The sequence below is a fragment of the Streptomyces acidicola genome (genome assembly GCF_009377235.1).
Lineage (GTDB): Bacteria > Actinomycetota > Actinomycetes > Streptomycetales > Streptomycetaceae > Streptomyces > Streptomyces acidicola.
Map to the genome: position 1 here is coordinate 1 of NZ_VMNX01000076.1, position 23,904 is coordinate 23,904.

Annotated in this window: 17 protein-coding genes, 2 tRNA genes and 1 pseudogene; 11 read left to right on the forward strand and 9 right to left on the reverse strand. The window is 70.8% G+C overall.

Annotated features, from left to right (window positions below; translation table 11 throughout):
* The first annotated feature begins 116 nt into the window (after nt 1–116).
* From FPZ41_RS20755 to FPZ41_RS20785, 7 genes are all read left to right on the forward strand, one after another.
* Nucleotides 117–1,022, forward strand: coding sequence for a bifunctional MaoC family dehydratase N-terminal/OB-fold nucleic acid binding domain-containing protein (locus tag FPZ41_RS20755; protein WP_152864767.1), 906 nt, complete (start codon nt 117–119; stop codon nt 1,020–1,022).
* A 1-nt stretch (nt 1,023) separates the two neighbouring features.
* On the forward strand, nt 1,024–2,163 hold the full coding sequence (locus FPZ41_RS20760) for an acyl-CoA dehydrogenase family protein (RefSeq protein WP_152864740.1): 1,140 nt from the start codon (nt 1,024–1,026) through the stop codon (nt 2,161–2,163).
* Complete coding sequence (locus tag FPZ41_RS20765) at nt 2,160–2,552, forward strand: MaoC family dehydratase (protein ID WP_152864742.1); 393 nt, start codon at nt 2,160–2,162, stop codon at nt 2,550–2,552. Before FPZ41_RS20760 ends, FPZ41_RS20765 begins: the two co-directional genes overlap by 4 nt.
* Nucleotides 2,552–3,718: a lipid-transfer protein gene (locus tag FPZ41_RS20770; RefSeq protein ID WP_152864744.1), complete on the forward strand. Its 1,167-nt coding sequence runs from the start codon at nt 2,552–2,554 to the stop codon at nt 3,716–3,718. Before FPZ41_RS20765 ends, FPZ41_RS20770 begins: the two co-directional genes overlap by 1 nt.
* Nucleotides 3,719–3,895: 177 nt before the next feature.
* Nucleotides 3,896–4,450, forward strand: coding sequence for a SigE family RNA polymerase sigma factor (locus FPZ41_RS20775; protein ID WP_152864746.1), 555 nt, complete (start codon nt 3,896–3,898; stop codon nt 4,448–4,450).
* 287 nt (nt 4,451–4,737) lie between these two features.
* The gene (locus FPZ41_RS20780) at nt 4,738–5,367 is read left to right on the forward strand and encodes a superoxide dismutase family protein (RefSeq protein WP_152864748.1); all 630 of its coding nucleotides are present in this window, start codon (nt 4,738–4,740) and stop codon (nt 5,365–5,367) included.
* A 264-nt stretch (nt 5,368–5,631) separates the two neighbouring features.
* Complete coding sequence (locus FPZ41_RS20785; RefSeq protein ID WP_322620508.1) at nt 5,632–7,287, forward strand: long-chain fatty acid--CoA ligase; 1,656 nt, start codon at nt 5,632–5,634, stop codon at nt 7,285–7,287.
* A 91-nt stretch (nt 7,288–7,378) separates the two neighbouring features.
* Here FPZ41_RS20785 and FPZ41_RS47155 read toward each other — a convergent pair whose 3' ends face one another.
* Both FPZ41_RS47155 and FPZ41_RS20800 read right to left on the reverse strand, forming a co-directional pair.
* Nucleotides 7,379–12,214 (reverse strand): PAS domain-containing protein, encoded by a 4,836-nt coding sequence (locus tag FPZ41_RS47155; protein WP_322620509.1) that lies wholly within the window; start codon nt 12,212–12,214, stop codon nt 7,379–7,381.
* Between the two features lie 379 nt (nt 12,215–12,593).
* Nucleotides 12,594–13,109, reverse strand: coding sequence for an SSI family serine proteinase inhibitor (locus tag FPZ41_RS20800; RefSeq protein ID WP_152864752.1), 516 nt, complete (start codon nt 13,107–13,109; stop codon nt 12,594–12,596).
* Nucleotides 13,110–13,397: 288 nt separating this feature from the next.
* Here FPZ41_RS20800 and FPZ41_RS20805 point away from each other — a divergent pair.
* Both FPZ41_RS20805 and FPZ41_RS20810 read left to right on the forward strand, forming a co-directional pair.
* A tRNA-Ser gene (locus tag FPZ41_RS20805) sits at nt 13,398–13,488 on the forward strand.
* Between the two features lie 220 nt (nt 13,489–13,708).
* Nucleotides 13,709–13,781, forward strand: a tRNA-Arg gene (locus FPZ41_RS20810).
* Nucleotides 13,782–13,911: 130 nt separating this feature from the next.
* Here FPZ41_RS20810 and FPZ41_RS20815 read toward each other — a convergent pair.
* A pseudogene (locus FPZ41_RS20815) lies at nt 13,912–14,589 on the reverse strand (replication initiator); the annotation flags it as partial.
* Between the two features lie 635 nt (nt 14,590–15,224).
* Between FPZ41_RS20815 and FPZ41_RS47160 the strand changes: the two are divergent.
* Both FPZ41_RS47160 and FPZ41_RS20820 read left to right on the forward strand, forming a co-directional pair.
* Nucleotides 15,225–15,374 carry a hypothetical protein gene (locus FPZ41_RS47160; RefSeq protein WP_194236156.1) on the forward strand — a complete coding sequence of 50 codons (150 nt, stop codon included), beginning with the start codon at nt 15,225–15,227 and terminating at the stop codon, nt 15,372–15,374.
* A 733-nt stretch (nt 15,375–16,107) separates the two neighbouring features.
* Nucleotides 16,108–16,374 carry a hypothetical protein gene (locus FPZ41_RS20820; RefSeq protein WP_131569953.1) on the forward strand — a complete coding sequence of 89 codons (267 nt, stop codon included), beginning with the start codon at nt 16,108–16,110 and terminating at the stop codon, nt 16,372–16,374.
* A 597-nt stretch (nt 16,375–16,971) separates the two neighbouring features.
* Here FPZ41_RS20820 and FPZ41_RS20825 read toward each other — a convergent pair.
* The 6 genes from FPZ41_RS20825 to FPZ41_RS20845 form a co-directional block, all read right to left on the reverse strand.
* Nucleotides 16,972–18,309, reverse strand: a complete 1,338-nt coding sequence (locus FPZ41_RS20825) for a cryptochrome/photolyase family protein (protein ID WP_322620510.1) — start codon at nt 18,307–18,309, stop codon at nt 16,972–16,974.
* 14 nt (nt 18,310–18,323) lie between these two features.
* Nucleotides 18,324–19,859, reverse strand: coding sequence for an SDR family oxidoreductase (locus FPZ41_RS20830; protein WP_228022863.1), 1,536 nt, complete (start codon nt 19,857–19,859; stop codon nt 18,324–18,326).
* 236 nt (nt 19,860–20,095) lie between these two features.
* A complete protein-coding gene (locus tag FPZ41_RS20835; RefSeq protein ID WP_152864756.1) occupies nt 20,096–20,884 on the reverse strand; it encodes an Fpg/Nei family DNA glycosylase in 789 nt (262 codons plus the stop codon).
* A 12-nt stretch (nt 20,885–20,896) separates the two neighbouring features.
* A complete protein-coding gene (locus FPZ41_RS49555; RefSeq protein WP_265584242.1) occupies nt 20,897–21,025 on the reverse strand; it encodes a hypothetical protein in 129 nt (42 codons plus the stop codon).
* Nucleotides 21,026–21,075: 50 nt separating this feature from the next.
* On the reverse strand, nt 21,076–21,708 hold the full coding sequence (locus tag FPZ41_RS20840) for a PadR family transcriptional regulator (protein ID WP_152864758.1): 633 nt from the start codon (nt 21,706–21,708) through the stop codon (nt 21,076–21,078).
* A 106-nt stretch (nt 21,709–21,814) separates the two neighbouring features.
* Nucleotides 21,815–23,641: a PDR/VanB family oxidoreductase gene (locus FPZ41_RS20845; RefSeq protein ID WP_228022864.1), complete on the reverse strand. Its 1,827-nt coding sequence runs from the start codon at nt 23,639–23,641 to the stop codon at nt 21,815–21,817.
* Nucleotides 23,642–23,904 lie beyond the last annotated feature (263 nt).

Sequence of the window (23,904 nt, forward strand, 5' to 3'; positions counted from 1 at the left end):
AGCCGGAGCGGGGCGGGTCGGAGCAGACGGAGCAGACAGGGCAGACGGAGCGGTATGAGCCAGAGCCGCCGGAGCAGAGCGGGTCGGAGTTCAAGGAGCCGGAAGGGGACGAGGAGCTGTCCGTGCGGCTGAAGGCGTACGAGGGGCATCCGGCGGCGGTCGGCGGCGTGGGGAAGGATCGGGTGAACGAGCCGATGATCCGCCACTGGTGCGAGGCGATGGGCGACACCAACCCGGCGTACGCGGGGTCGGACGCCGTCGCGCCCCCCACCATGCTCCAGGCGTGGACGATGGGCGGCCTGTCCGGGCACAGCGACCGCTCGGCGGCATACGACGAACTGTTCGCACTCCTGGACGACGCCGGGTACACCTCGGTGGTCGCCACCGACTGCGAGCAGGAGTACCCGCGTCCTCTGCGGCCCGGGGACGAGATCACCTTCGACTCGGTGATCGAGTCGGTCTCGGAGCGCAAGACGACCAAGCTGGGGACGGGGTACTTCGTCACGACGCGGACGGACGTACGGGCGGGCGGCGAACCGGCGGGCACGCACCGGTTCCGGATCCTCAAGTACGCGCCCGCCCGGCGCAAGCCGAAGGGCCCTCGGAGCCGGCGCCCACGCCCGGTGGTCAACCGGGACAATGCCGGGTTCTGGGAGGGGGTGGCCCGCCACCAACTGCTCATCCAGCGCTGCGGCGACTGCCGGACGCTCCGCTTCCCCTGGCTGCCGGGGTGCACCGCGTGCGGCTCGCTGGAGTGGGACACGGTCGAGGCGAGCGGAGAGGGCTCGGTCTATTCGTACGTCGTCATGCACCACCCACGCTTCGAGGCGTTCGACCCTCCCTACGCGGTCGGACTGATCGAGCTGGCGGAGGGCGTGCGGATCGTCAGCAACGTGGTGGGGGTGCCGTACGACAAGGTGCGGATCGGTCTGCCGGTGCTGCTGGAGTTCGCGCGGTTCGACGACGAGGACGGAGAGCTGGTGCTGCCGGTCTTCCGGGTCCCGGAGGGTGATGGGGACTGACATGGACTTCACACCCACGGAGGAGCAGACCGCCGCCCGCGAGCTGGCCGCGCGGATCTTCGGCGACCTCGCCACGCACGAGCGACTCGCCACCTTCGGAACCGGCAGCGACATGGAGCTGTGGAAGGCGCTGTGCGCCGCCGGACTCGTGAGCGCCGTGGAAGACGTCGGCCTCCTCGGCCTGGTCCTCCTCCTGGAGGAGCAGGGGCGCACCACGGCTCAGGTGCCCTTCGCAGCGAGCTGCGTGTACGGGCTGCTGACGATGGGGGCGCACGGTTCGCCGGAGCAGCAGGGACGGCTCCTGCCGGGGATCCGCGACGGCTCGGCGGTGGTGAGCGGGGCGTTGCCGGCCGTGGAGGGTGTACGGGCTTCCGATCTGGGCGAGTTGACCGGCACCGTGCCCCTCGTGCCCTGGCTGAGGGACGCCACGCATGTGCTCGTGCCCGACGAGCGGCGGCGACTGTGGCTGGTGCGGGCCGCTGACGCGGGCTGTGAGCCGGTCGAGTCGACGGCGCCCTGGGCGGCGGGGCGGCTGACCCTGGACGGTACGCCGGGGGAGCTGCTGGGGACACCGGACGCGTACGAGGACGTGCTCGCCACCGCGCGCACAGCCTTCGCGGGCCTACAGGCCGGGGTGTGCGCGGGATCGCTGGCGCGCGCCGTGGCCCACACGAACAGCCGGGAGCAGTTCGGACGGCCCCTCGCCGTCAAGCAGGGCGTCCAACTACGGGCGGCCGACGCTTACATGGACACCGAGGCGATACGCGTGACGGTGTACGAGGCGGCCTGGCGCCGCGATCAGGGCCTGCCCTACGCCATGGAGGCGCTGATTGCCGCTTGGTGGGCGTCCGAGGCCGGACAGCGCGTGGTGCACGCCGGACAGCATCTGCACGGCGGCACGGGAGCCGACCTGGAGCACCCCGTCCACCGGCACTTCCTGTGGGGTCGGCAGATGGACGGGTACCTAGGGTGCGGGAGCGCAGTGCTGGAGGAGTTGGGGGAGTTGATCGTGAGCGATGCCGAGGAATCCCGAGGAGCCCTAGGAGCCCGGGGAGTCGAACGAGCCGAAGGGGCCGGAGGGACCAGAGGGACCGCAGTGACTGGGGGCACTGGAGGCATCGCAGGAGGTGAGGCGGTATGAGGACAGGTGAGGAGCTGCCACCGCTGGAGATTCCGATCACCCGCACGCTGATCGTCGCCGGGGCCATCGCCTCGCGCGACTACCAGGACGTGCACCACGACGCGGAGCTGGCGCGGCAGAAGGGCTCGCCGGACATCTTCATGAACATTCTGACGACCAACGGCCTGGTCGGGAGGTACATCACGGACCACTTCGGCCCGGGAGCGGTCCTCCGCAAGGTGGCCATACGGCTCGGGGCGCCCAACTACCCGGGCGACACGATGGTGTTGACGGCGTCGGTGGAGACGGTCGAGGACGGCACGGCGACGGTGCGGGTCGTCGGGGAGAACGGCATCGGCAGACATGTGACGGGCACCGTGACGGTCGCCCTCCCCTCCGGGGGCGCCTGATGAGCGTGCGGACGCGGGACGGCCTCGGAGGGCGGGCGGCGGTCGTCGGGATCGGGGCGACCGAGTTCTCCAAGGACTCGGGGCGCAGCGAGCTGCGGCTGGCGGTGGAGGCGGTGCGGGCCGCGCTCGACGACGCGGGGCTGACGCCGGGCGATGTGGACGGGATGGTCACGTTCACGATGGACACCAGCCCGGAGATCACCGTCGCGCAGGCCACCGGGATCGGGGAGCTGTCCTTCTTCTCACGGATCCACTACGGCGGCGGGGCCGCGTGCGCCACGGTCCAGCAGGCGGCGCTCGCGGTGGCGACCGGGGTGGCCGAGGTCGTGGTCTGCTACCGGGCGTTCAACGAGCGCTCGGGGCGGCGGTTCGGCTCCGGGGTGCAGCACCGCGAACCCTCGGCCGAGGGGGCCGCGCTGGGCTGGGCGCTGCCGTTCGGGCTGCTGACGCCGGCGTCGTGGGTGGCGATGGCGGCCCAGCGGTACCTGCACGCGTATGGGCTGTCTCCCGGGGCGTTCGGGCATGTGGCGGTGGTGGACCGGAAGTACGCGGCGACCAACCCGGCGGCGTACTTTCACGGCAGGCCCATTTCGCTGGCCGAGCACGCGGCCTCGCGGTGGATCGTCGAGCCACTCCGGCTGCTGGACTGCTGTCAGGAGACGGACGGCGGTCAGGCGATCGTCGTCACCTCGGTGGAGCGGGCCCGCGACCTGCCCAACCCACCCGCCGTGATCCTGTCCGCCGCCCAGGGCGCGGGGCGGGCGCAGGAGCAGATGACCAGCTTCTACCGGGACGATCTCACCGGGCTGCCCGAGATGGGGGTGGTGGCGCGGCAGCTGTGGCGGACATCGGGGCTGGGGCCGGCGGACATCGACGTGGGGATCCTGTACGACCACTTCACGCCGTTCGTGCTGATGCAGCTGGAGGAGTTCGGGTTCTGCGGGGCGGGGGAGGCAGCCGACTTCGTGGCCGAGGAACGGCTGCCGGTCAACACGCACGGGGGACAGCTCGGGGAGGCGTACCTCCATGGGATGAACGGGATCGCGGAAGGAGTGAGACAGGTGCGGGGCACGGCGGTGAACCAGATACCGCAAGCCCGGAGGGTGCTGGTCACGGCCGGGACGGGGGTTCCGACGTCCGGGCTGGTTCTGGGAGCGGAGGGGTGAGTGGTGCGGCGCCTACGACAAGGAGAGGTGTCTCTCAGGGGTACACCCTCAGTACATGAGGGCCACTCGTCCACCTTCAGGAGGTGGGGTCTGCCCTACTCCTACAACCTGAGGGTGATTCGCCTTCGGGACTTCCGGCCGATCCGCCGGATCGGGGGTCGCTCTTAGCGTGGAGCCATGACCACACCCGTCTGCACCAGCGCTTCGAACGCCGCTGCTTCAGCGAGGCAGACCCTTCCGTATCCGTCGTTCTCGTCGTACATGAAGGACCGCCAGCCGGTGCTGCTGCGTACCGCCCGGTCGCTGACCGCGAACCCGAGCGACGCGGAGGACCTGCTGCAGACCGCGCTCACCAAGACGTACGTCGCCTGGGACCGGATCGAGGACCACCGGGCCCTCGACGGTTACGTACGGCGTGCTCTGCTCAACACGCGGACGTCGCAGTGGCGCAAGCGCAAGGTGGACGAGTTCGCGTGTGACGAGCTGCCGGAGCCGGAGCCGGCGGCCACCGGGGATCCCGCCGAGCAGCAGGCGCTGCACGACGCGATGTGGCGGGCGATCATGAGGCTGCCGGCTCGGCAGCGGGCGATGGTCGTCCTCAGGTACTACGAGGACCTGAGCGAGGTGCAGACCGCCGAGGTGCTCGGAGTGTCCGTGGGCACGGTCAAGTCGGCGGTGTCGCGGGCCCTGGGCAAGCTGCGGGAGGACCCCGAGCTGGAGCCCGTGCGGTAGTGCCGTGAACCGCGGCGCCTCCGGGTGCCGTGGGGCGCGAGTTGCCCTGGGGAGTCGTGGGAGTGCCGGGCGCGAACTTCCACGGGGTCTCCCCAGTACCCATCGGTAGGAGATTCGGTACGGCTTGTCCGTTGTTGTACTGTGCTGATCCCAAGCACCAGTCGGCATGCGGCATGCAGCGCATGCGGCATCAAGTCACCCTGAAGAGACTGGACTTGGGCTGTCGCCGCATAAGGGAAACGACAGCGCGGACTCCCCCCACTCAGTGCGTACTGGAGAGAAGAACCATGCCCAGGCACAGTTTCACCGCCATGAACAAGGGCGCCCTGGTCGCAATCGCCGGTGTCCTCGCCGTCGCCGTCGCCGCCGGTGCCGGTGTGATGGCGACGGCCGACGCCGCCGAGCCAAGGGCCGCGGAGGGCCCGGTGCCGAGGCTGGTCGTCGGGACCGTCTTCGCTCCGGTGGGCGCGGCGCCCTACACACAGGCGGTGACCTACGACTCCGAGCTGGTGCCGGTGGGCGGCAGAGTGCAGGTCAAGGAGACACTGCGCCGCGATGGCGGGACGCGGATCGAGCTGCGTGTGGAGGACCTCGTCGCGAACCGCGTCTACGGCGCCCACGTCCACACCAAACCGTGCGGCAAACTGCCCGCCGACGCCGGGCCGCACTACCAGGAACGGATGGACCCGACGCAGCCCTCGGTCGACCCCGAGTACGCCAACCCGGACAACGAGGCATGGCTGGACCTGACCGCCGACAAGCACGGCTCGGCCCGGTCCCTGGCCACGGTGGACTGGCGCTTCCGTGAGAGGGGAGCCCGTTCGGTGGTGCTGCACGAGATGGCCACCGCCACGCACGACGGCCATGCGGGCACGGCCGGAGCACGGCTCGCCTGCGTGAACGTGCCCTTCGTGTAGCGCATCCGCGGCCGGACCGGCCCCGTCGCAAGGCCGGCCCCACCCCGCAGCCCCCATGGACCGCCGCCGACCGCCGCCTCCATGGACCGCCGGCCCCCCCAATGGACCGCAGCCACGAGGGGCCGTACCCACGTGCTCACCGCCCACGCCAAGCCCCGACACGGCCGGACCAATCCTCCGTCGCCTAGTGACATACTGCGTGGTACGCCAGCACAATCGCGGGACATCTACCTCGCGTAGCCGCTTCAATGAGGAGGCCCCCCGGTGCTGAGCACGATGCAGGACGTACCGCTGCTGATCTCCAGGATCCTGAGTCATGGATCGGCCCTGCACGGGACATCGCAGGTGATCACATGGACCGGGGAGAGCGAACCGCAGCGCCGTTCCTTTGCCGAGATCGGGGCACGCGCGGCGCAGTTGGCGCACGCCCTGCGGGACGACCTCGGGGTCGAGGGCGACGACCGTGTGGCCACGCTCATGTGGAACAACGCCGAGCACGTCGAGGCGTACTTCGCGATTCCCTCCATGGGCGCCGTGCTGCACACACTCAACCTCCGCCTGCCGCCCGAGCAGCTCGCGTGGATCGTCAACCACGCCGCCGACCGCGTGGTCATCGCGAACGGTTCGCTGCTCCCCCTCCTCGCACCGCTGCTCCCGCACCTCACGTCGGTCGAGCACGTCGTCGTCTCCGGGCCGGGTGACCGTTCGCTGTTGGCCGGGGTGACCCCGCGGGTGCATGAGTACGAGGAGCTCGTGGCCGGCAAGCCGACGACGTACGACTGGCCGGAGTTGGACGAGCGCAGTGCCGCGGCCATGTGCTACACCTCCGGCACGACGGGCGACCCCAAGGGCGTGGTCTACTCCCACAGGTCGATCTACCTGCATTCCATGCAGGTCAACATGGCCCAGTCCATGGGCCTGACTGATCAGGACACGTCCCTCGTCGTGGTTCCCCAGTTCCACGTGAACGCCTGGGGGCTGCCGCACGCCACGTTCATGACCGGCGTGAACATGCTGATGCCGGACCGGTTTCTGCAGCCTGGACCGCTCGCCGCGATGATCGAGAAGGAGCAGCCCACGCATGCTGCGGCCGTCCCGACCATCTGGCAGGGACTGCTCGCCGAGCTCGGCGAGCGCCCCCGTGACGTCGGTTCGCTCACCCAGGTCACCATCGGCGGCTCCGCCTGTCCCCCCTCGCTGATGGAGGCGTTCGACAAGCTGGGTATGCGTGTCTGCCACGCGTGGGGCATGACGGAGACCTCGCCGCTCGGCACGGTGGCGCGTCCGCCCGCCCATGTCGTCGGCACCGAGCAGGAATTCGAGTACCGGCTCACCCAGGGCCGTTTCCCTGCCGGCGTCGAGGCCCGGCTCACCGGACCCGGCGGCGAGCGACTGCCCTGGGACGGGGAGTCGGCGGGTGAGCTGGAGGTACGCGGGCCGTGGATCGCGGGCGCGTACTACGGCGGCGAGGGTGCCCAACCCCTGCGTCCAGCCGACAAGTTCAGCGAGGACGGCTGGCTCAAGACCGGTGACGTCGGCACCATCACCCCGGACGGCTTCCTTACCCTCACCGACCGCGCCAAGGACGTCATCAAGTCGGGCGGCGAGTGGATCTCGTCCGTCGAGCTGGAGAACGCCCTGATGGCCCACCCGGACGTCGCCGAGGCCGCCGTCGTCGCCGTACCGGATGACAAGTGGGGCGAACGCCCCCTCGCCACGGTCGTGTTGAAGGACGGCGCCACCGCCGACTTCGCGGTCCTCCGGTCCTTCCTCGCCGATGAGGGCAGGATCGCCAAGTGGCAGCTCCCCGAGCGTTGGACGATCATCGAGTCGGTGCCGAAGACCAGCGTGGGCAAGTTCGACAAGAAGGTGCTGCGCCGTCGGTACGCCGAGGGGGATCTGGACGTCACGCGGATCTGACGCGTCGAACGAATTCTGCCGAGTATGTGGCTGGGGCGCTGTTTCACGTGAAACAGCGCCCCAGCCACATACGGTCGGGCCCGGTTCGCGATCAGTTCGTGCCGATACGGGCCAGCAGGTCCACGATCCGGTCCTGTACCTCGGGGCTCGTCGAGCGTTCCGCGAGGAACAGGACCGTCTCCCCCGAGGCCAGACGCGGGAGTTCGGCCTGGTCGACGGCGGCGGTGTAGACGACGAGCGGAGTGCGGTTCAACTGGCCGTTCGCGCGCAGCCAGTCGACGATTCCGGCATGGCGGCGGCGTACCTGCAACAGGTCCATCACCACGAGGTTCGGCCGCATCTGCGCGGCGAGTGTGACCGCGTCCGCGTCGGCCGCCGCCCGCGCAACCTGCATGCCACGGCGCTCCAGCGTCGCGGTCAGCGCCAGCGCGATCTCCGCGTGTTGCTCGATGAGCAGGACGCGTGGCGGATGCTGCTCGGAGTCGCGTGGCGCGAGGGCCTTCAGGAGTACGGCTGGATCGGCGCCGTACGCCGCGTCTCGCGACGCCTGCCCGAGGCCTGCCGTCACGAGCACCGGCACCTCGGCGGCGACGGCTGCCTGACGCAGCGACTGCAGGGCCGTACGCGTGATGGGGCCGGTGAGCGGGTCGACGAACAGGGCGGCAGGGAAGGCGGCGATCTGCGCGTCGACCTCCTCGCGCGAGTTCACGATGACGGGCCGGTAGCCGCGGTCGCTCAGCGCCTGGTGCGTGGTGACGTCGGGTGCGGGCCACACGAGGAGGCGGCGCGGGTTGTCGAGCGGCTCCGGGGGGAGCTCGTCGTCCATCGGCCGCGGTTGCGGCTGATCGGAGACCTCGACCGCGCCACCGGGGCCGTCGAGCGGCTCGGGACCTTCGTCGGCGTTCTCGTCGGGTGCCCCTATGGCATACGAGCGCCCGGCGCCGTCGGTGACACCGGCCAGGCGCGACTGGCCGGCGAGCGAGGGCTGCGCGGGGAGCGGGACCTGTCCGGCCAGAGACGGCTGCGCCGGTACGGGTGCCTGCGCGGCAGGGGCCGGGGCCTGGGCCGGTGCCTGCCCCGGCTGCGGGTGGGGGCGAGCGCCCGCCTCCGGGTGCCCGGGGGGCTCGGGCGGTGTGCCCAGCTTGCGGCGGCGGCCGGAGACGTTGGTGCCGGAACCGTTGCTCTGGTGCGAGGCCGGAGTGGGGGCGGCGCCGGGCTGGGGCTGACGGGCGAACGGTACGCCTTGGCCGAGCGTGCGCACGCTGATCGCCCGCCCCTGGGTCGAGTTGGGGTCGACCGGGGCAGCGGCCTCGGCGGGCAGCGGCTGCGCGGTCCGTGCCTGGGCTTGCGCCTGGGGTGCCGCCTGGGTTTGCGCCTGTGCGGGCTGTTGCGGCTGCTCGGGCGGGAGCGGGGTGCCGGGTGCCGAGCCGGACGGCGTGGTCTGCTCCGCCGGAGCGGGAGACGCGGCTTGTGTGGGAGCGCCGGGTTGTACGGGATGGGCGGCCAGGGCGGGCATACCGGCACCGGAGGTGTCATCTGCCCCGGACCAGGGCTGAGGACCAGCCTGTACGGGGATGCCCAGGGGCGCCGCCTGCGCGGACTGCTGCCCCCGAGCGGGCTGCGCCGGCACGGGCTGCCCCGGAGCGGGTGCGCCGGGGGCACCCTGCGCGGGGACGGCCGGGTTGGGGCCGATCTGGAGCGGGAGCTGGGCGGGGACGGTCACACCCGGAACACCCTGCGCGGGCACGGGCTGACCGGCGGCGGCGCCGGGGACCCCCTGGGCGGGTACGGGCTGAGGTGAGCCAGGGACCCCTTGGGCAGGCACCGGTTGCGCCCCGCCGGGGATTCCTTGGGCGGGGACAGGCTGCGCACGACCCGGAACTCCCTGTGCGGGCACGGCCTGTTGGGCGGGCACGGGCACTCCACGCGCGGGCACGGGCTGCGCGGCCGGAGCCGACGCTCCCTGCGGGGGCACGGGCTGCTGCACTGCAACTCCCTGAGCGGGGACGGCTTGTTCGCCTCCCGTTGGAGCCTGCATCCCCTGACCGGCAATGGCAGCGGCCTGCTCCGGCACGGCGCCCTGTGCGGGGGGAAGCTGCGCCGGGACGCCCTGTGCGGGCGCGAGTGCCGTCTCGCCCTGCTCCGGAGCGCGGCGGCCCCGGCGACGGCCTGTCGGTGCGGGCAACGGGTGCGGCTGCGGCGGGGTGTGGTCGTCGGACGGATCATGCGGCGCCGCGTCATGGCGCCCGTCACCGGCCTGATCCCCACCCGGCAAACCCTCACCGGGCACACCGGCACCGGGCACACCGCCCGGCACACCTGCACCGGGCGCGCCACCGGTCATACCGGCACCCGGCATGCCAGCACCAGGCGCACCCGGCACTTCGGCCGCCTGACCGGCACCCACTCCGGGCCCCAGGGCGAGAACCTGCCTCGCAGCCTGGGGGGCCGGAGCCACGGGAACTCCAGGGGGCAGGGGAGCCGCGGTACCACCGGCACCACTCACCAGCCCAGCAGCAGCCGCGGCGGCGGCAGCGCCGTGCGCCGCCTCGTACTCGGGTGTCCGGTCGGCCGCGGCGGGCGGCAGCGCGAAAACGGCGCGGCCCGGGGCCGCCTGCGTGGCGGCGCGCTCCTCCGCCTTGGCGAGGGCCCGGCGACGGCGCCCGGTCGGCTGGGGCTGTCCATCGGCAGCGCCCGCACCGGAGGGGCCCGGCGCGCTCGGGGCCGCGGGCAGCGCCGGCGGCAGGGCGTGCTGCTCGGTGTCCCGGCGAGCCCGCCGCCCGGCGGGTGCGGGCACGCCCTGCGGCGGCACCGTCTGCCCCAGCCCGGTGGCCGCGGCGCCCGCCGCATGCTCGGCGGCCGTGACGACCGCGCCCTCTGAGACCCCCTGCGCGCTGCTCTCCGCGGGACTGGGCCGCCCACGCCGCCGTCCCGTACCACCGGACCCGGCACTGGGGTCGGCGGACTCCTCCTCGTTCCCCTCGCCCGGCGCCGGAACCGGCTCGGGTCCACCGTCCGCGGACTCCGCTCGCCGCCTCCGCCGCCCGGTGGGCGCGGCGGCCTCCGCCTCGGGCTCCTCGCTCTCCAGGAACGCGTCCACCGACGACCGATGTGCCCGCCGCCGCCCGCGCCCGGAGGCGTTTTCCGAAGCACTTCCCGCAGCCTGCTGCGGCACTGCGACCTCGGTACCGACACTGTCGGTACCGGTTTCCTCGCCGGCCGCAGCGGTGTCGGCCGCGGGCTGCTGCTGAGCCGGAACCGCCCCGGCACCGCCACCGATCGGCACCTCAAGCACATACGCGCTGCCGCTCATGCCCGGCACCTCGTGCGTCTGCAGCACACCGCCGTGCGCCCGCACGATCCCGCCGACGATCGGCTGGTGCACCGGGTCTCCCCCGGCATACGGCCCGCGCACCTCGATGCGGACGACCTCGCCGCGCTGCGCGGCGGCCACGACCACCGTGTTGTCCATGTAGCCGCCGGTCGCGACGGGCGAGTTGCCCGTCGCGTCGACCCCGGCGACGTCCGCGATGAGGTGCGCGAGCGCGACCGCGAGCCGCCGCTGGTCCACCTCGGCCTCGATGGGCGGCGCGTGCACGGCGAACTGCACCCGCCCGGGGCCGATCAGCTCGACGGCCCCGTCGACACCGGCCGCGACGACGGCGTCGAGCATCACCGCGGTCCGTACGAGATCGTCGTCGCCCGAGTCGAGGTGCTGGTAGCCGAGGACGTTGTCGACGAGCGTGGTGATGCGCGAGTACCCGGCCGCCAGATGGTGGAGGACCTGGTTGGCCTCGGGCCAGAGCTGGCCGGCGTCGTCGGCGGCGAGCTTGCCGAGTTCGCCGCGGAGCTGTTCGAGCGGGCCGCGCAGGGAGTGCCCGAGCACGGCGAGGAGCTGATCGTGCCGCGCGGCGAGCGCCTCGTACCGATCCTTCTCGCGCTCGCCGAGCGCCGCGTACCGCTCGTCCCCGGCGGCGACTTCCTCGGCGTGCCGCTCGTTCAGTTCGTCGAGCTCGCCGGCGTGCTCCTCGCGAAGTTTCCCGAGCTCTTCGGCGTGCTCGGCGGAGAGCTTCTCGAGCTCCTCCGCGTGCTTCGCGGTCTCGCTCTGCTTCTCCTCGGCGAGCGCGTCGTACGGCCGCCGGTCGGTGAAGGTCATGACGGCGCCGACGAGCTGGTCACCGTCGCGCACGGGCGCGGTGGTCAGGTCGACCGGCACCTTGTTGCCGCTCTTCGACCACAGCACCTGCCCGCGCACCCGGTGCTTGCGCCCCGAGCGCAGGGTGTCGGCGAGGGGCGACTCCGCGTACGGGAAGGGGGAGCCGTCCTCACGGGAGTGCAGTACGAGGGTGTGCAGCTCCCGCCCACCGAGGTCACTGGCCCTGTAGCCCAGTATCTGAGCGGCGGCCGGATTGACGAGCACGATGCGCCCGTCCGTGTCCGTCCCCACCACTCCCTCGGAGGCGGCCCGCAGGATCATCTCGGTCTGCCGTTGCGCACGCGCGAGTTCGGCCTCGGTGTCGAGCGTGCCGGACAGGTCGCGCACGACGAGCATGAGCAGCTCGTCACCGGTGTAGCCGTAACCGTCGTACGCCTGCTGGCCGTTCTCCAGGTTCGCGCTCGTGACCTCGACCGGGAACTCGCTCCCGTCGGTCCTCCGCGCGATCATCCGGGTCGGCTTGGTGCGTCCGTGCGGGTCGATGGAGTCGGGGCGCCGCATGGACCCGGGGATGAGCCGGGAGTCGAACTCGGGCAGCAGATCGAGCAGCCCGCGCCCCACCAAGGCGGTCCCCGGGGCTTCGAAGGCCTCCAGGGCGATGGTGTTCGCGTTGACGACGGTCCCGTTGGCGTTGACCAGTAGCAACGCATCAGGAAGCGCGTCGAGTATGGCTGCGAGGCGAGCAGCGCCTCGGGATGGCCTGCTGCTCACGAGACGCTTCCTCCCTGTTACCGCATCTTGCCGACTGCCCGGGCCATCTTGCCAACCGGCTCGCAGCGTGTCACGCGAGGGAGTCTACGGGCAGTGGTTGCGCTCGCGACGCCGGATGAGAGGGAGGTCGCACGTGGATCTTTATGGGGATCTGCGGCGGACCTGTGACCGTGCGTTTCGCCCTGCGGGGCACGATGATCCGTTTCGCGAAGCCGGAGCACGGGGTGGCTGACCGCACAGATGTACGGCGCAAGACGGCTCGGTGGCCGACCTTTCCGTACTCGACTACTCGACTCCGTACTCGACCCCTTGCCGTACCCCACCGTTTGCCGTACTCCGCTTCCGCCCCTTTTGCGTGGCTCCCCGGACCGCCTCTCCGTTACTTGCCGCGGCTGACGTCGGGAAGCACCGGGACGAGCGCGTCCCACCGGGCGATCTCGCAGCCGTTCCCGCGGTCGAAGCGGGAGTCGACGGGACGGCCGGCCCAGGTGCCGGTGACGCGGGCGGTGGCCGGACCGCCGTACTGCATCGTGCACACGGTGCCGGGCGCCACGGGGGCGAAGGGGTCCCGTCCCCAGGTCGTGCTCCCGTCGAGCTTCCCGCAGGCGCCCCGGGCGTCCGGATGACTCCCACCGTCCGGGTGGCACTCCAGCTTGTACGTCCCGTCGGCGGCACCGCCGGAGCCCTCGACCGTGACGGTCAGCCGATCTCCGGGAGCCGGTGGGGGTACGGGCGCCGGTACCGGTGCCGGCAGCGGCCTCGGCCCACCGCTCTCGGCGTACGCCGCCGGGGGCATGGAGGTCAGACCGGTGATCGCTCCGAGGGCGGCGGCTCCGAGGAGGAACCGGCGGAGGGCGGCGGGGCGACGGGGAGGAGAGAAAGAGGGGCGCACCATGACCTGCCTAACGCCGACGGACGCGCGCGGTTGCGCCACCGGCTTCCCGGCCTCTCGGCTTCAGGGCTTCCCTGCTTCCGGGCCCCGGGCCTTGCCGGGCCCCTCAGGCACTCGGGGCCCGGCAAAGCCCGGGAGATCATCCGCGACGAAAACCCCGAGCCATCGGACCGCCATACGGCTTTGCCCTGCGGCCTCTCCGCCTAGTACCGTGGGGGGCGATTGGTGACACCCCGCTCGGCTGTGTCATCATCTGCACACACCACTCGCGCTCGCGCGGGCGGCTGTGATGGAGGCGTCGCCTAGTCCGGTCTATGGCGCCGCACTGCTAATGCGGTTTGGGCCTTAAAGCCCATCGAGGGTTCAAATCCCTCCGCCTCCGCACCTGCTCCCGAAGCCCCGGTCTCCGACGACCGGGGCTTCGGCCGTTCCGGGGGTCGTATCCGGGGCGCGTACGAGGCCCACCATGGGTCGTTTTCGCAGGTCAGGTCAGGTGCGGCAAACGGATTTCGCCTCACGCTGCCAGTCATGTAATGTTGTTCCCGCAACGCCGACCGGGCCGAAAAGCCCGGAAGGAAGAGTCAACACAACAGAACACACAAGCACTCGTAGCTTAACGGATAGAGCATCTGACTACGGATCAGAAGGTTGCAGGTTCGAATCCTGCCGAGTGCACAGCAGACCAGAGGCCCTGTGGAGTGATCCGCAGGGCCTCTGGCTTTTGCCTTGACGGCAGTGTTTGACGGCAACCGCATTCGGGGGCGGATCAGACGGCTACGAGGACACCGGCCGCGCCGTCGTCATCGTCCGGATCATTGCCGTCACCGATGACGCGTTCTCCGGTGGCGTCGGAATCGACGGTGAGCCGGGCACGCTTGACCGCCAGGCCCACGGCGACGCGGAGGGCGTCGAAGGTGGCCCAGGGCGGGGGCGGGGTGGTGTGGCCGTCGGGTCCGTCGAAGCGGATCACGGCGTGGAAGTGGACCAGGCACGCGCTTTTGATACTCGGCGACCTTGGCGAACGAGACGCGCAGGGATGCGTTCAGCGTCTTCTGCGTCATGCCGAGGTGTTCGGCCAGGGCGCGGCGCAGGTAGGTGGTGAAGCGTGCCTACAACTGCCCGGCGTGCGGGTTCCACAGCACGGCGCCCGTGCAGTCGTACGTGGCCGGGTCCAGAGGGGTGCCCAACGCCGGGTCGTCCTCGGCATGGTGGGTGCCGCAGCAGCAGGGGCGGGGCTTGCCCGCGTGATCGGTCTTGCAGTTGTGGACGGGACCGAACGAGGGGGCGGTGAGGGTGACGAACGCGCGGGGGTGGTCACGGACTGTCTCGGCGACGTTCTTGCCACCGGACAGTCCGGCCTTGATGAGGTGGTAGGTGTCAGCGTGTTGGACGCGGGAACAGGCGGGGCACGGGAGGAACGGCGGTTGCCGCAGGTGGTCAGCAGGCGTCCGGAGGGTTCGTCTTCGGAGCGGTAGGAGCGGACGTCGGCCAGCCAGCGGAGTGGCGGTCTTCGCGCTCCTGACGCACCATCGAACAATGGCGGAATCTCCTGACAGCCTCGGGCCTGAGGGGCGATGTTCATCGCGCGCAGATTTGGAGGTCGAGAGTCCCTCCAGGGTCTCGAACCTCGCCCTTCTTCTGATCATTCCGCTGTCATCTTACTTGCTCGGCTGTCGCTATATACTTCACGATTTCCATATCAAGCTTATCCATAAATGTATTCGAGAATCCCTTTTAGTGTGATTGCAGGGTGGGCTTGAATGGGATCACTGGAAAAAAGAAACATACTCTGACGTTAGGGATCGTCGCTGGTCTCACGTCACAGGTTGGACGGTGATCCAACCTACGCGGCTGACTTTCGAAGGCGTAGCGATACTGAGCCTCGCCGCCGCGGCACTATCCGCAGCGTACAACTGGTGGACAAAGCAACCCGAGTGGGCTCTAATGTTGGGCTTTGCTCTGATGTGGGCAATCGGCGTGTTGGCTACGTATCGCCTGCGTCAATCGTTCGAGCGGGCCTCCGGCGATGTCGCCTTCGTTCTCCAGGGGGCGCGATGACGGCGCCTCGGTGGTCAAGCCATCGTTGACTGCTATGGAGCAGGCGACGAGGATTTAACCTTGACCGTTCGTGGTGCTTCGGTGTTGCGCGTACAGGGCAGTTCGCCGGCGTTCATGGGCAGCTGTCCACCTATGCGGCGGATCAAGGTCGGATACCGGTTCCTCGAATGGGTGCTGACGGGCCACGCCGGGCTCATCAGTGACGGCTGAGAAGCCAACGCCAGCGGCGAGTTCTATGATGTCGTTTCGCGGCCATCCGGGCTTCCCATGTGAAGACACTTGGGGCGCCGTACGCCCTTGCCGCTAGCGCGTTGACTCGATCTTTCACTCGTACTAAATGAGCGCCGATTTCCATCGTGCGATGGAGACCCCAGAGAGCCCAGGCGGCCACGAAAACCACGAGGGTAATAGCTGCATACACGTGCGGTCTACCAGTGGAGAAGCCGCCAGTCGCTGTCAGGATGACGGCGACCGCTCCTGCAGCAGCGGTTGCCGTCACGCGTTCCGCTACACGCTGGTTGACCTCGCTGCGGAGCGCCTTGTACTCCTCCAGAAGAAGTCCGATCACATCCCCTTCATGACCTTGCGTGCATGTCGTGTCACTCTCTGTCATGAGGTCACTTTAGGGACCGCGACGCCCGATGCCGTGTTGCGCTGCTGCGATGGGTGATCGCTGCGGCTGTGCCTCCGGGTAGTAATGGCCCAACTATGCGCGGGCGGCTCGCAGGTGTTCAGGGTCATCAGCTTGGGAAGCTGCGGGCATTTGCGGCCAGTTCGAACGTTGACCAACGAGTCCTCTTGCCCGCTCAGTTCGTCCAGCAGCTTCGTGATTTGTGCGGCCGTAGGAGTGATCAAAAGATGAATGACGTTACGCTCTGATCCCTTTTGTGCATAGCTCTCCAGGTATCTGCCCGATTCGGGGCACAGCAGCGGAGGAGAACATATGAGGACCGTCCAGAAGATTGCAGGGGTGGCCGTAGCCACCTGCGGAATCCTTCTCGCTGGCATCGGCGGGGCCAGCGCTGCCCCCAGTGGCGGGGGGGACAACATCCCCGTGCTCAGCAACATCCAGACGCTCAACTGGGACGATTCGCCCTTCTGCGGAATTCAGGTCAAGACCCAGCACAGCCAGCAGAAGACGTCCTGTCCGGTAGTGCACAACGAGGGCAGCACTAACAGCCCCGTCTACATCGTCACCTTCGGTGATTGATCTTTCATAGCGGTCCGGCGGTCCGGCGGTTCGCCCGTCGGACCGTTTGGCTTGTCTGGGCGTTGGCAGGCAGGTGAGTGATCCGGCTCTTGTATCGGGTGGGCTCTCAGGGTTTCGGCATGGTTCGGCCTCGCTGCGGTTCATCATGCGGCGGTCAGTGAGGCACGCGGTTCGCGGGGCCGACCGCCCCAGCCACGATGTGTTCTGACCTCATGCCCGTGCTCCTGCCCGGAGGAGCGAAGCGACGACGACGGGTGCACGGCAACGACGGCACACAGGGACCGTCGATCACGGCCATCAGCGATCAGCCGGGAGGAAGGCGGAGCCCCCGCCCAACCGCCTGCCCGATCCTACGGATCAGAAGGTTGCAGGTTCGAATCCTGCCGAGTGCACACAGGCCAGAGGCTCCGGAGAGAATCCGGGGCCTCTGGTGTTTTCGCGTTCGTACAGCGGCGATCTCATTGCAGATAGCGACCAATTGTGTATGCAAGGCCATGAAGTGGTAGTGAGCGGGCTCCTTCCGGGGGAGTACGGGGCGCTCCGCGGCGGGATGCGCCTCAACAGGGCTCAATAGGGCTCAACAGCGCTCAACAGGCCTCAGGAGGTCGCCGTTTGCCTGGCTGAGGTGAAGCGGGCGGTGGCCGATGCCAGGTCCACGATCGGGGCGGGGTAGTCCCCGCCGGAGTGGGGGGCGTCGACGGGGCGGAGTTCGGGTAGCCAGCGGTGTACGTACTCGTCGTGGGGGTCGAAGCGGCGTGCCTGGGTCAGTGGGTTGAGGACGCGGCCCGGGCGGGTGTCCGTGCCGGTGCCGGCCACCCATTGCCAGTTGAGCTGGTTGTTCGCGATGTCGCCGTCCACGAGGAGGTCCAGGAAGTGGCGGGCTCCCACCCGCCAGTCCACGTACAGCGTCTTGGTGAGGAAGCTTGCCGCGAGCAGGCGGGCGCGGCCCGGCATCCAGCCCTCGTGGCGCAGTTGCCGCATGGCCGCGTCGACGACGGGGTAGCCAGTGCGGCCCTCCTGCCAGGCCTTGATGTCCTTCGTGGCGTGGCGCCAGCGGTCGTGGCGGGGGCGGTAGTCGTGGTCGGCCGCGTCGGGGCGGGCCGCCAGGACCTGGTGGTGGAAGTCCCGCCAGGCCAGTTGGCGGACGAAGGCGTGCGCTCCGGGGTTGTCCTGTGCGCGGGCCCGGTGCAGCAGTTCGGTCGGTGAGAGGCAGCCGAAGTGCAGGTACGGGGAGAGCCGGGAGGTCGCGTCGGCGGCCAGGTCGTCGTGCCGGTCCTCGTACGCGGCCAGCGGGCCCGCCAGCCACGACCGCAGCGTGCGGCGGGCTTCGGATTCCCCGCCGGCGGGGAGAGCGGGCGACGTGGGGCCCGGTGCGAGGGATTGTGCGCGAGGTAGACCGGCCGAACGTATGTCCGGTACCCGTACCGCGTCCGGTGCCGGCAGGACGCGGCGTACGGAGAAGGTCTCCCAGCGGCGGAAGTACGGGGTGAAGACCGCGAAGTGGTCCTTGCCGGCAGGTGTGAGCGCCCCCGGTGGGACGGTGGTGAGCGAAGCGTCGTGGACGCGCAGTTCGCGTCCTGCGCCCGACAGTTCCGCACGCAGGCGGTTCTCGCGCCGGGTCGCGTAACGGCTGACCCCGCCCGCGATGTGCACCGTCGCGGCCCCGGTCCGGGCCGCCACGCGGCAGGTCTCCTCGACCACGTCGCCCTCGCGCACCACCAGTCGGCCGCCCCGGGCACGCAGGGCCGCGTCGAGGTCGGCCAGGCTGTCGGCGAGGAACGCCGCCCGGTTGGGTACGACGAAGCCGGTGCGGCGGATACCGGTGTCGACGACGAAGAGCGGGACCACGCGTTCGGCGTCCTTCAGGGCGGCGCACAGGACCGGGTTGTCGTGGACCCGCAGGTCCGCGGTGAACAGGGCTACCGAGACGCGCACGCTTCCCCGCCCCCTCAGCGGGCACCCGGTGTGGCGGCCGGTTCGGGGGAGGCCGACTCCGCCGCGACGGCGATGTTGCGGGCCATGCCGCCGAACACCGCGGCGTGGAAGGGAGCCACGCCCCACCAGTAGGCGTGCCCGGCAAGCCCGTGCGGATGGAACAGGGCCCGCTGCCGGTACACCGTGCGCCCCCGCCGGTCCGAGTCGACGGTCATCTCCAGCCAGGCCAGGCCGGGCAGCCGCATCTCCGCGCGCAGCCGGAGCAGCCGGCCCGGCTCGATCTCCTCCACGCGCCAGAAGTCCAGGCTGTCGCCGATCCGCAGCCGGTTCGCGTCCCGGCGGCCCCTGCGCAGGCCCACACCGCCCACCAGCGTGTCCAGCCAGCCCCTCAGGGACCAGGCCAGCGGCGAGGAGTACCAGCCGTTCTCGCCGCCGATCCCCTCCACCACCCGCCACAGAGCCCCCGGCGACGCCGCGACCGTGCGTTCACGGTGATCGGTGTAGAGGGTTCCGCCGGCCCAGTCGGGGTCGGTCGGCAGCGGATCGCTGGGGGCGCGGGGAGCCGAGGCCGATGACCACCTGGTGGCGACGTCCGCGTCCTGGACGCGCCGGAGAGCCAGCCGGATCGCCCGGTCGAGGGCGACCGGTCCCTCCGGCGGGTCCGGCACATGGCGGACGATGTCCCGCTCGGCGCAGATCACCTCGTACTTCAGTGACTCGACCAGCGGACGTGCCAGGGCGCCCGGCACCGGGGTGACCAGACCGACCCAGAGGCTGGACAGCCGGGGGGTGAGCAGCGGCACGGGAAGGATGACACGTTTCGGCAGGCCGGCGACGGCCGCGTACCGCCGCATCATGTCCTGGTACGTGACGACGTCCGGCCCGCCGATGTCGTAGGCGCGGTTCACGTCGTCCGGCAGCCGCGCGCACCCCACGAGCAGACGGAGCACGTCGCGGACGGCGATCGGCTGGATGCGGGTGCGCACCCAGCTCGGGGTCACCATCACGGGGAGCCGCTCGGTCAGGTGGCGCAGCATCTCGAACGAGGCCGAACCCGACCCGATGATCACGGCTGCCCGCAGTACGGCGGTGGGCACCCCCGAGGCCAGGAGGATGCGGCCCACTTCGGCGCGCGAACGCAGATGGGGCGACAGCGCGTGCTCGGGCACTCCGGCAGGGGTCAGCCCGCCCAGATAGACGATCCGCCGGATTCCGGCGGCGCGCGCCTGCTCACCGAAGATCCTGGCCGCGCGCCGGTCGGTCTCCTCAAAGCCCCGCCCGGTGCTCAGCGCGTGCACCAGGTAGTACGCGACGTCCATCCCCTCCATCGCCGCGCGCACGGACGCCTCGTCCGTCACGTCCCCGCGCACGGCCTCCGCCCGCCCGGCCCACGGATGGTCCCGCAGTCTGCCCGGCGAGCGGGCCAGGCAGCGCACGGAGTGTCCCGCGGCCAGCAGTTCCGGCACCAGCCTGCCGCCCAGGTACCCGGTGGCACCGGTGACCAGACAGCGCAGCGGCCGGTCGGCACCGGTCATGTCGCCTCGGGTCATTTCGCCTCCGGTCATGCCGGGTCCGGGCACCGTGTTCGGCACAGGTCGCGAGGCCGCCGGTCCGCGCGCAACTCCATGTCGCTCCCAGGGCGGTGGTGCGGAACTCCTCAGCCCATGCTTGGGCGTGAGGTCGGGCGTCGCAACCGCTACGGCCGGTCCGGGCCGGTGTCCGTGCCTTGCTCCCGGTGTACCTCCCGGAGTACCTCCGGAGTACCTCCCGGAGATCTGCCCGGGGCTCAGGACCCGTCCGGCTGGCACCGCGGGCACCACACCGTGCTGCGGCCCGCCATACGGGACCGGCGCAGGAGGGTGCGGCAGCGTGGGCAGGCCGGGGCGGGGTCGTCGCGGTGACCGGTGAGCCAGGAGTCCCGCGGCGGGACGCAGCCGGCGGTGACCGCCGAGCGCAGGGTGCGGCGCATCCCCGTGTACAGGCGGCGGCGGTCGGCCTCGGTGAGATCGCTCGCCCGGACGGTGGGCCGCAGTCTCGCGCGCCACAGAACCTCGTCGGCCAGCAGGTTGCCGAGTCCGGCCAGGACGCTCTGGTCGGTGAGGACTGTCTTGACCCTGCCGCGGTGTGAGGAGAGCGCGGCCTCGAACTCCGCACGGTCCACCGCCAACGCATCGGGGCCCTGGCCCGCCAGCAGCCGTGCGGCCTCGAAGTCGTCGTCGGCCAGCCAGAGGCCCTGGAGCTTGCGCTGGTCGCGGTAGCGGAGCTGACGCCCGCCGCCCAGGGTGAACAGGACGCGGTTGTGGGCCTCGACCACGTCGTCGGGACGGGCGCAGGCCAGCTGACCGGTCATCCCGAAGTGCAGCAGGAGCGTGGGCCCGCCCGTGCGGGCGAGCAGCCACTTCCCGTGCCGCTCCGGTTCGGTGAAACGCCGGCCCACCAGCGCGTCGCGCAGCCGCCGCGTGCTCATGCCGTGCAGTACGCCCGTGTCGCGCACGTCGACGCGTTGGACGACCCTGCCCTTCGCGCAGGACTTGAGCACCTTCCGGAACCCCTCGACGTCTGGCAGCTCCGGCATGGAGGGCGTCCTTCAGTCGGGGACCCGTTCGAGCCGCTTGTGCCGCAGGTCGAGGGTCGGCTGGTCACACATGTCCCTCATGTCCATCACGTCCATGGTGGCATCCTGCGCGTGATGTCTCTCGCTGAGGCTCGTGGGCATCGTTCGTATGTGCGACGAGCGGCGGGGACGGCAGCGCCGCGGCGTGGGCGTCAGTGCCGGGGCGTGGGCTCGTCCGTGGGCCGGTCCGTCCGGTGGAGGCCGTGCCAGAAGGTGCTGAAACCCTCGGGGTCCTCCTTGATCAGGTCGGCGAGTCGCCCGACGAAGGTCAGCTCGGCTTCGACCAGCGCCAGTTCATACTCGTGCTCGATGACGAAGACCCGGTCCACGCCCTTGGCGGGGGCGGCGTCGAGCCTGGTGCGGATCTCCCCGGCCCGTTCGGTCAGCATGTGGCGACGCCGGTCGAGCAGGCCCGGCACCTCGCCGGGAGACAGCACCACGATGAGCGACAGCGCGGCCTGGAACCCGGGGTACTCCTTGACCGGCGTGGAGACGAGCTCACGCATGCGGGCGCGGAGTTCGGCCCTTCCGTCCTGGGTGAGGGCGTAGGTGGTGCGCTCGGGGCGGCGGCCTTCGCGGGAGGTGTCCTGCGGGGTGACGTATCCGTCCCTGTGCAGCTGCTCGACGACCATGTAGAGCGAGCTGTTGCGGTACTTGATGCTCTGCTGGAGGTTCCGCTCCTTCAGGAGCCTGCCGATCTCGTAGGGATGCATCGGCCGCTGGACCAGGAAGGCCAGCACGGCGAGCGCGAGCGGGTTGCTCACCTTGCGGCGTTCCCGGTCCATGGCCCTCCCGTCGTCGCCCCCGTGGTCCGCTGCGGAGGATCCGATTGAATCACCCGCCCGGCGGCAGGGGCAGGCCGAACCGGGAGGCCCCCTCGAGCTGTCCGTGTCAGGCGTCCAGCACGATGCGGTCGCTGCTGGAGCGGGAGACGCACGGGTAGATGACGTCGGCCCGCTCCCGCTCGTCGGCCTGCAGGATGTCGTCGCGGTGGTCGGGCACACCGTCGAGTACCCGCGTCGCGCAGCTGCCGCAGATTCCGTCCTCGCACGAGCGGTCGACGGTGGGATCGACGTCCTGAATGGCGCTGAGCAGGCTGCGTCCGGCGGGTACGCGAACGACCCGTCCGCTGCGGGCGAGTTCGGCCTCGAAGGGCCTGTCGGCCGTGCCGTCCGGGCGTTCCACGGCGGCGAACCGCTCGATGCGGAGCGTGCCGTGCGGGCCTGCGACGGACATGGCCTCCGCCACCGCCTCGACGAGCCTCTCCGGCCCGCAGCAGTAGACGGCGACGCCCACGGGGGTGTCCCGCAGGAGGGCGGGCAGGTCAGGGCGGGCGTGGGTGTCGGACGGCAGCAGCGTGACACGGCCGCCGTACTGCCGGGCGAGCGCGTCGGTGAAGGCCATCCGGTCCAGTGACCGCCCTCGGTACACGAGCCGCCAGTCGGCGCCCGCCGCGTCCAGTCGGTGCAGCATGGGCAGGAAGGGGACGATGCCGATGCCGCCGGCGACGAAGAGGTGGGCCGGGGCGTCCACCAGGGGGAAGTGGTTGCGGGGGCCGCGGATCGCGAGGCGCGCGCCGGCCGCCAGCCCGTGGACCTCGGCCGAACCGCCGCGCCCGTCCTCCTCGCGCAGTACGGCGATCCGGTACGCGCCGGCATCGTCCGGATCGCCCGTGTCACCTCCGGCGCCAGGGTCACCGTAGAGCGAGTACTGGCGCACCCTCCCCGACGGCAGTACCACGTCGATGTGCGCGCCCGGCTCCCAACGCGGCAGTCGCTCCCCCTCGACGGGGCGAAGGGTCAACGCGCGGACGTCGTGGGCCACTTCGCGTACGTCGGCCACGGTGACCGGAGTCTCCCGTGACCGTGTTCCCCGTTGGGCGGCCAGGAGGCGGCGGCCCCTCCTGGTCCGGCCGCCCGGCTTGTACAGCGCGAGCAGGGTGGCCAGGAGCAGTTGCAGGAAGGCGAATCCGAAGCCGGCGGCCACCAGGGCCGGTGTGGTGCCGAGTTGTTCGGCCGGGCCGCCGGACTCGGCCAGCCGTTCGGCCTGCTGTGCTGCCGTCTCCAGGGTGTCGTGCAGCCAGCCGAACGCCAGCAGCAGGATCAGCACGGAGAGCACGAACTTCGCGGCGACCCAGCGATACCGGATCACCCCCCACTGGGACGTGATGGCGGCGCCGAGGCCGGACATCGTCGCGGCGAAGTTCAGATAGGCCAGGAGACCGACGTCGAACGTCTCCATGATCGCGTACGCGCCCGCGACATGCTCGACGTCGTCGCTGGTGAGGGCGAAGACGCCGACCGCGGACATCATGAGGGCGACCCCGGTCCAGCAGGCGGAGGCGACGATGTGCGCCACCACCAGGGCTTTCCTCGGCCGCCCGGTGAGCCGCCCGGCCAGCGAGGCCAGCACCGGCACGACGGCGTACAGCCCGGCCAGGGCAGGCAGGTCCCCGACGACGAACGCCTGCACGGTGGCGAGCACGACCAGCAGCCACCCCAGGGACAGCACCAGGCGGCGGGACGGGCGGCCGGACGGGCGGCGGCGGTGGGTCAGCAGCAGCGCGAGCCCGCCGGACGCCACCGAGGACGTGATCCACACCGGCGTACGGGCTTCCGGCAGCCGGAGCGCGCCCTCCACCAGCGGTGGTAACAGGCCCGCGACGAGGGTGAGTACGGCGTAGCAGTACAGCGTGGTCAGTGCGGCTCGGCCTCCCATGGGCGGACGCGACCGCCGCGGGGAGAGAAGTGCCGACCGCGTCGGGTCCTCCATCCGGGACATCTGGATCCTCCTCAGCAAGCAGATAGCAGATAGTCAGATTCGATTAGTCGATATCGACTATCCAAGCGTGCGGACCACAGCCCCAGCGATCCATAGGGGATCCCCCGGAGGCGCCCCTGACTCAGCCCTGACCCGCCCCCGACGCCCCCGACGCGTCAGCCGCCTCGGCCCGTCTCAGCCCCGACTCGGATCCGACCCGC